Source organism: Collimonas fungivorans, assembly GCF_028292705.1.
Lineage (GTDB): Bacteria > Pseudomonadota > Gammaproteobacteria > Burkholderiales > Burkholderiaceae_D > Collimonas > Collimonas fungivorans_B.
In genome coordinates, this window is sequence record NZ_JAQGLV010000107.1 from 1 (window position 1) to 5,605 (window position 5,605).

Below are 5,605 nucleotides of genomic sequence, written 5' to 3' on the forward strand. Positions count from 1 at the left end.
CCGATGATCACGATGCCCTTGATGATGTATTGCCAGATGTCGGACACGCCCAGCAGCACCAGGCCGTTGGTCAGCACCGCGATGATCAGCGCGCCGACCAGGGTGCCGCCGATGGAGCCGACGCCGCCGGTAAAGCTGGTGCCGCCCAGGATCACCGCGGCAATCGCATCCAGTTCGTAAGACTGCCCCAGCTGCAAGCCGTTGGCCGCGGACAGGCGCGACGCCGTCATCACCGCGCCCAGGCCGGCCAGCAGGCCGGACACCGCATACACGAACAGCAGCACCTTCCACACCTTGATGCCGGACAGGCGCGCCGCTTCATGGTTGCCGCCAACCGCGTAGATCTGCACGCCGATCACGGTACGGCGCAGGATGAACCAGGAAACCGCCACCACCAGCAAGGCGATGATCACCAGCCAGGGCACGCCCAGCACCGAATCGTTGCCGATGAAGGCGAACGGCAGTTCGGCGTTGAACACGGTCTTGTCATCCGCCAGCAGGCGCGCCAGGCCGCGCATCGCGGTCAGCGCGCCGAGCGTGACGATAAACGGCGGCAAGCGCATGAAAGCGATCAGGACGCCGTTGGCCAGCCCCAGCAGCAGGCCGAAACCGATGCCGGCGGCGATTCCCAGCATGCCGAACTGCGGCGACAGCGAAGCCAGCATCGCCACCACCGCCGACGCCGCCAGGATCGCGCCGACCGAAAGATCGATGCCGGCGGTCAGGATGACGAAGGTCATGCCGGCCGCCAGCACGATATTCACCGACGCCTGCTGGGTGATGATCGACAGGTTCTGCACCGTGAAGAAATTTTCGCTCATCAGGGCGAAACCCAGCACCAGCAACAGCAGCACCGGCAGCATGCCGACCGTGCGCAACAAACCGCGCAGCTGCTCGCGCTTGCCGATGGTTTCGGCCGTGATCTTGCTACTTGCTTCCATGATATTTGTCTCCTTGCTGTTCTGATTCATGATTACCGTCTTGCGTGGCCGCCCGCCGATCAGGCTGCCTGCGGCTCGACCTGCTGCGCGCCGGTCGCCAGTTCGATAATGTTTTCCTGGGTGATTTCGCGTCCGGAATGCCCGCCCAGCTCCGCCACCAGCTCGCCTTCGCGCATCACCAGCACCCGGTCCGAAGTGCCGACGATCTCCGGCAGCTCGCTGGAAATCACCACCACGCCGATGCCGGCCTGGGCCAGTTCGTTGATGATGCGGTAGATCTCCGACTTGGCGCCGATGTCGACCCCGCGCGTCGGTTCATCCAGGATCAGCACATGCGGCTTGATTTCCAGCAGGCGCGCCAGCAATACCTTCTGCTGGTTGCCGCCGGACAGCGCGCCGACATTGATGTTGGGAGAAGCCACCCGGATCGCCAGCGACTTGATGGCGGCGCTGGCGCGCTGCGCGCCGCGGCTGCGGTCCAGCACGCCGCCGTAGCTGGCGTCCGGCACGCAGGCGCAGACGTTGATGTTGTCGCGTACGCTCATGTCCAGGAACAGGCCTTGCGATTTGCGGTCCTCGGTCAGGTACGCCACGCCGGCGCGGATCGCATCGACCGGGCCGCGCAGCGCCGCGACCGCCTTGCCGGCTACTTCCAGCGTGCCGGAAATGCGTGGATCGGCGCCAAAAATCAAACGCGCCAGTTCGGTGCGGCCGGCGCCGACCAGGCCGGCGATGCCCAGCACTTCGCCCGCATGCAGATCGAAGCTGCAGCCGCGCACCCGTTTGCCGTCAGCCATGTCGCGCACCCGCATGACGACATTGCCGGGATCGTAAGGCGCATGTTCCTTCTTGTAGAAACCGGAGAGGTCGCGCCCCACCATCATTTTCACCAGCGCCTCGGCCGACAGTTCCGCGCGCGCCAGCATGCCGACGTGCTTGCCGTCGCGCAATACCGAGACCTTGTCCGACAGTTCGTAGATTTCCGCCATGCGATGGCTGATGTAGACGATCGCCAGCCCTTCCTGGCGCAACTGCCGGATCAATGCGAACAAACGATCAGTCTCGCGCGAAGACAGCGGCGTCGTGGGTTCGTCCATCACCAGGATTCGCGCGTGGGCATGGATCGCGCGGGCAATCTCCACCAGCTGGCGTTCGGCGATCGACAGGGTGCTGATCCTGGTCTGCGGCGTGAATTCAGCCCCCAAGCGCTTCAAGACATCGACACAGCCCGCCTCCATCGCCCTGCGGTCGACGCTCCAGCCGCGCTTCAGTTCACGCCCCAGGTAGATGTTCTCGGCCACGCTCAGGTTGGGGCACAGGCTCAGTTCTTGATAAATGACTGCCACGCCATGTTCCTTGGCGGCGCCCGGACCGTAGCTGGCCACGCGCCGGCCGTCGATGCGGATCTCGCCGCCGGCGTCGGCCTGGTGGGCGCCCGACAGGACTTTCATCAGGGTCGACTTGCCGGCGCCGTTCTCGCCCATCAAGGCATGGACTTCGCCGGCATACACGGTCAGGTCGACCTCTTTCAGCACCCGCAAGCCGCTGAAGGTCTTGGAGATGCCGCGCATCTCGAGGATTGGCGTCGCGCCTGCTGCAGGTTTCATGGATACCCCCTTGCTTTGACTGATCGATCAGTTTTTTTTAAAAACTCATCGAATCGATAAACAACTTGTGTGATCGGATAAGAATTTTTCAGTGAAACCAAGGAAGAGCCGCTGCCACCAACATTCTTGGCGTGAGCGATCGCTCAATATCAAATCTTGATGCTGGTGCGAAGCGAAGGCCTGGCGCCTTGCCGGGATGCGGGATTTTCATTTGTCTCCTTGCGTCTTTTATCTTTACCTGGGCCACACCGAAATATGGTTTGCGACCTGATTTGCGATCAATATTAGTGGAAAGCAAGCGCTTGCGCAAGCGCTTGCTTTTTTTGATATTCAGACAATACAAGCGATGGGGACAAAAAAACACCTCCACGAAGGAGGTGTCGGATACCGGTTAAAACCGCCCGCGCGGGGAGGCGGGACGCCTGCGATCAGTTGCCTGCCACGGTCATGCTCTCGATCAATACCGAGCCGGTCTGCTTGGTGCCGCGGATCAGCGTATCGGCGCCGATAGCGACGATCTGGGCCAGCATGTCTTTCATGTTGCCCGCAATCGTGATTTCTTCCACCGGGTACTGGATCACGCCCTTTTCCACCCAATAGCCGGAAGCGCCGCGCGAATAATCGCCGGTGACGTAGTTGACGCCCTGCCCCATCAGTTCGGTCACCAGCAGGCCGGTATCGAGCTTTTTCAGCATGGCCTTGAAGTTGTCCGAGGATTTGGTCAGCGAGGAAGTAATGCTCAGGTTATGCGAGCCGCCGGAATTGCCGGTAGTCTTCATGCCCAGCTTGCGCGCCGAGTAAGTCGACAGGAAATAACCCTGCACCACGCCATCCTTGACCACGTCGCGGCGCTGGGTCTTGACGCCCTCCTCGTCGAAAGGCGCCGAACCGACCGCGCCGATGACATGCGGGTCTTCCACGATCTGGATATGCGGCGCAAACACCGATTTGCCCAGCGTATCCAGCAAAAAGGTCGATTTGCGATACAGCGCACCGCCCGACACCGCCTGCACGAACGCCCCCAGCAGGCCGGCCGCCAGCGGCGCCTCGAACAGCACCGGGCACTTGCGGGTATCCAGCTGGCGCGCGTTCAGCCGCGCCAGTGCACGCTCTGCGGCGTAACGACCGATCGCTTCCGGCTTGGCCAGCTGCTTTGCATCGCGCATCGACGAATACCAGTCGTCGCGCTGCATGTTGCCGCCCTTGCCGGCGATAGGCGCCACTGAAATGGTATGGCGCGAAAACGGATAGCCACCCATGAAACCGCGCGAATTGGCGCTGACGAAGTGGGATTGCTGGGCGTAGACGCCGGCGCCCTCGCTGTTGGTGATGCGCTTGTCGACGGCAAATGCTGCCGCTTCGCAACGTTTTGCCAATTCGACAGCTTCTTCCGCCGAGATCAGCCACGGCGAACACAGCTTCAAGTCCAGCGGATTCATTTCCAAAGTATCAACATCCGGCAAGCCGGCGCAATCGTCTTCAGCCGTGAAACGGGCGATGTTATAGGCCGCTTCGACCGTATCCTGCAGGGCTTTGGCCGAAAAGTCGGAAGTGCTGGCATTGCCGCGCCGGGTATGGCCCTCCTCGCCCAGGTAGACGGTGACGCCCATGCCCTTGTCCTTGTTTTGCTCGATCGTCTCGACGCTGCCCTTGCGCACGCCCACCGACAAACCGCTGCCTTCGCTGATTTCGACGGCGGCGCCGGAAGCGCCTTTTTCCCGCGCATAACGCAAGACATCCTGCGCCAACTGTTGCAATTGCTCTTGACTATGGATAAATACGGAGTCGCTCATGGGTCGGTTTTCTTTGAATAAGGTATAAAACGGTTATCATAGCAGTCGTTTACAGTATGGAAGTACCCTTAACATCATGCCAAATCCCAATCGGGGCTCCTGCGGCTTTCAGTCCAGCGAGTTCGAACAAGAATACGACCGTCCCTCCAAGTCCCAGCTCAAGCGCGAGATGACCGCCCTGCAGAAGCTCGGCGAAGAGCTGATCGCCGAGTCGCGCGACCGCGTCAAGCGCGTGCCGATGCCGGAAGATGTGCGCGACGCCATCCTCGAATGCCAGCAGATCAAGGACCACGAAGGACGCCGCCGCCAGACCCAGTACGTAGGCAAGAAGATGCGTACGCTGGAGCCGCACGAACTCGCCGAAATCCAGAAAACCCTGGACAGCTGGAGAGGCCTGTCGAAAGCCGACACCGCCGCCATGCACGCGCTGGAACGCCATCGCGACCGCCTGCTGAAGAATGACGGCGCGTTGACCGAACTGCTGGCGCAGCATCCGGAACTGGATGTGCAGCATGTACGCACCATGATCCGCAATGCGCGCAAGGAGCAGGCCGAGAACAAACCGCCGAAAGCGTATCGCGAGATTTTCCAGCTGCTGAAAGAGCTGCAAAAATCGTCGGGCAACCAGGATGACATCGACGCCGAAGACGACGACGAGCAAGATGAGCACAATTAATCCGGCGCCGACCGCGAACCTGAAAATCGGCCTGGTGTCGATTTCGGACCGCGCCAGCACCGGCGTCTATCAGGACCAGGGCATCCCTGCCCTGCAAGACTGGCTGGCGGCTGCACTGAGCACCCCATGGCAAGTCGAAACCCGCCTGATCGCCGACGACCGTACACTGATTGAACAAACCCTGGTCGAGCTGGTGGACCAGCAGCGTTGCGACCTGGTGCTGACCACCGGCGGCACCGGCCCGGCGCGGCGCGACGTGACGCCGGAAGCAACCCTGGCGGTGGCGACCAAGGAAATGCCCGGCTTCGGTGAACAGATGCGGCAAATCAGCCTGCAGTTCGTGCCGACCGCGATCCTGTCGCGGCAAGTCGCGGTGATCCGCGAAAGCGCCGACCACGCGGCCCTGATCCTGAACCTGCCGGGCCAGCCGAAAGCCATCAAGGAAACCCTGGAAGGCTTGAAAGACGCCGACGGCAAGCAGAAGGTATCCGGCATCTTCGCTGCCGTGCCCTATTGCATCGACCTGATCGGCGGTCCGTACATCGAAACCAATGAAGCGGTATGCAAGGCGTTCCGGCCGAAATCGGC

The 5,605-nt window shown here is 61.7% G+C and carries 5 protein-coding genes; 2 read left to right on the forward strand and 3 right to left on the reverse strand.

All coding sequences use genetic code 11. The annotated features are described in order from the left end of the window. The 3 genes from JWQ61_RS05340 to pmbA all read right to left on the reverse strand — a co-directional run. Positions 1 to 941, reverse strand: a 941-nt coding sequence (locus tag JWQ61_RS05340) for a ribose ABC transporter permease (protein ID WP_304359608.1), incomplete at its 3' end; no start/stop codon positions are given. A 59-nt stretch (positions 942 to 1,000) separates the two neighbouring features. Beyond that, the gene (locus JWQ61_RS05345) at positions 1,001 to 2,548 is read right to left on the reverse strand and encodes a sugar ABC transporter ATP-binding protein (RefSeq protein WP_304359609.1); all 1,548 of its coding nucleotides are present in this window, start codon (positions 2,546 to 2,548) and stop codon (positions 1,001 to 1,003) included. A gap of 428 nt (positions 2,549 to 2,976) precedes the next feature. After that, positions 2,977 to 4,341 carry a metalloprotease PmbA gene (pmbA, locus tag JWQ61_RS05350; protein WP_304359610.1) on the reverse strand — a complete coding sequence of 455 codons (1,365 nt, stop codon included), beginning with the start codon at positions 4,339 to 4,341 and terminating at the stop codon, positions 2,977 to 2,979. A 76-nt stretch (positions 4,342 to 4,417) separates the two neighbouring features. Between pmbA and yjgA the strand changes: the two genes are divergently transcribed. Further along, complete coding sequence (gene yjgA, locus JWQ61_RS05355) at positions 4,418 to 5,017, forward strand: ribosome biogenesis factor YjgA (RefSeq protein WP_304359611.1); 600 nt, start codon at positions 4,418 to 4,420, stop codon at positions 5,015 to 5,017. Next, positions 5,004 to 5,605 (forward strand): molybdopterin adenylyltransferase (gene mog / locus JWQ61_RS05360; protein ID WP_304359612.1); only part of this gene is annotated, 602 nt, incomplete at its 3' end. The genes yjgA and mog, both read left to right, overlap by 14 nt.

Coding starts and splice junctions, on each gene's coding strand:
- JWQ61_RS05345 (WP_304359609.1), bottom strand. CDS start 2,548: ATGAAACCTGCAGCAGGCGCGACGCCAATCCTCGAGATGCGCGGCATC.
- pmbA (WP_304359610.1), bottom strand. CDS start 4,341: ATGAGCGACTCCGTATTTATCCATAGTCAAGAGCAATTGCAACAGTTG.
- yjgA (WP_304359611.1), top strand. CDS start 4,418: ATGCCAAATCCCAATCGGGGCTCCTGCGGCTTTCAGTCCAGCGAGTTC.